The organism is Dryocola clanedunensis subsp. sulfonylureivorans (genome assembly GCF_016756775.1).
Lineage (GTDB): Bacteria > Pseudomonadota > Gammaproteobacteria > Enterobacterales > Enterobacteriaceae > Dryocola > Dryocola clanedunensis.
On record NZ_JAERMU010000062.1, the window covers coordinates 1 to 1,623 of the forward strand.

At 42.9% G+C, this 1,623-nt stretch carries 1 protein-coding gene; it reads right to left on the reverse strand.

Annotated features, from left to right (window positions below; translation table 11 throughout):
• Positions 1–357: 357 nt before the first annotated feature.
• The coding region (locus HYQ67_RS23745; RefSeq protein WP_202308637.1) for a M12 family metallo-peptidase at positions 358–1,623 on the reverse strand (1,266 nt) is incomplete at its 5' end.

The following is a 1,623-nucleotide window of genomic DNA, read 5'->3' on the forward strand; positions in this document are numbered from 1 at the left end:
TCCTGATAGACCGCCACCAGTTGCGGCTGGTTGCGTATCACAATCAATATCTTTATTGCGGTGTTTATACTGTTTTGTGGATCTCGATGGGTATGGTTCCTGGGGAGCCTGCATCATTATTGGTGCCGTCATGTTTAACTACTCACTCAGTCGTTATATGACCCCTGCCGTTACGGCGGCACTGAGTTAAATGGGTGAAATGATATCGCCTTCTGATACCAGCAAGGGTGTGGCCTAGCACTGTTCCTGTTTACTGACGCGCTTCGCTTGTCGGCAGCCTGACAGCACCGGAATAAATACAGGTCCCGTCAGGCTGCTCATTGCGATACTTACGTTAATTTTTAGTACGGATATAAATTAATTTACTGGTGGATAAAAATCTTCAACAACTTTACGCCGTTCATTCAGTCGTCGAGAGCTATCCTCAAACTCTCTGGAACCTGTAGGTAAACCTCGGTATGTGTATCTTGGGTTGGAAAACATATTCAGGCGATCGCAATTTCCTGATGTACAGTTATAAGACATGATGGTACGCCAGCGCTCAAGTGCTATCTCAGATTCATGTTTATAACCATGGCGATAACAAGGGAGACGTTTAGGGGTTCCATTATACTGTGCAAGTTCGTGGCTTACACCAATGTTATGTCCCATCTCATGTGCAAAGGTGTATGTGCCAGTTAATGAGCTGTAGCGAATAACAGAAAATGCCGTGTTTTTCGTGGCGTCGTTATACCCGATTCCATTTGATGATGTCGTTGCGGCAAGCATAACCACAAGGTCAGCTTTATGCTGTTCCCGATATTTATCTATTTCCTGACTTAATTCTGTTCCGCTGGAGACTCTCATGTCTGAAAGCATATTGGAAAACGTACCATGCTCGGAATATTTTGCATTCAATATTCCTGCATCTTCGAAGGTAATACCAACATCACTATTTTCTGTTCCCTGATTAGCCTCGGAAAACGCTACAGATTTTAATGTATGCAGATCCATGTCTTTAAGTGCGGTTCGCGATTGCTCTGTAGTGACGAGAGCTACGCGGATAGTGCTAGGGCTTTCAGTATCTCCCGGGTAGTCACCTGGGTCTGAGCATGTTACAGCCGCTGCTTTAACTTGTTTGCTACTTTCATCATGTTCTTCATTGAGTTTGCTTTCATCAACTTTTACGACCGACACCGTATTGTCTGTTGATGGCCATAATTGGTATAGCTGTCCATTAACTCGAAATGTACCGGCAATGTTATCACCATCACGTACCAGGGTGACTGGATCGCGAAGGTGTGGTCCTGTTAAGTTGTTCTTTGGTGCGTTTTTGGATGTTTTTTGCAAATTACCTTGCCAGATTAATTTCCCATCTTTTTCCTCTGCACTTCTTTTCAAGAATGTAACTTTTTCATTATCCGTTGTAAGTAGCGTTACTGTCTGATCTGTTATTTGTAGTTTATCTTTGCTTAATTTGTAAGTTCTCAATGCCGAGGTGGAGTTTTCTTTTTGTAATGATAATGATTTGGTCGATGCCTTTGGAGCGGTATCTTGATTTATAAATAGCTCCATGGCGTGAGAAGGGAAGGATACGCTACTTGCCATTAAAATAACATATGGCAGGAGTGTTGGTGTTTTTTT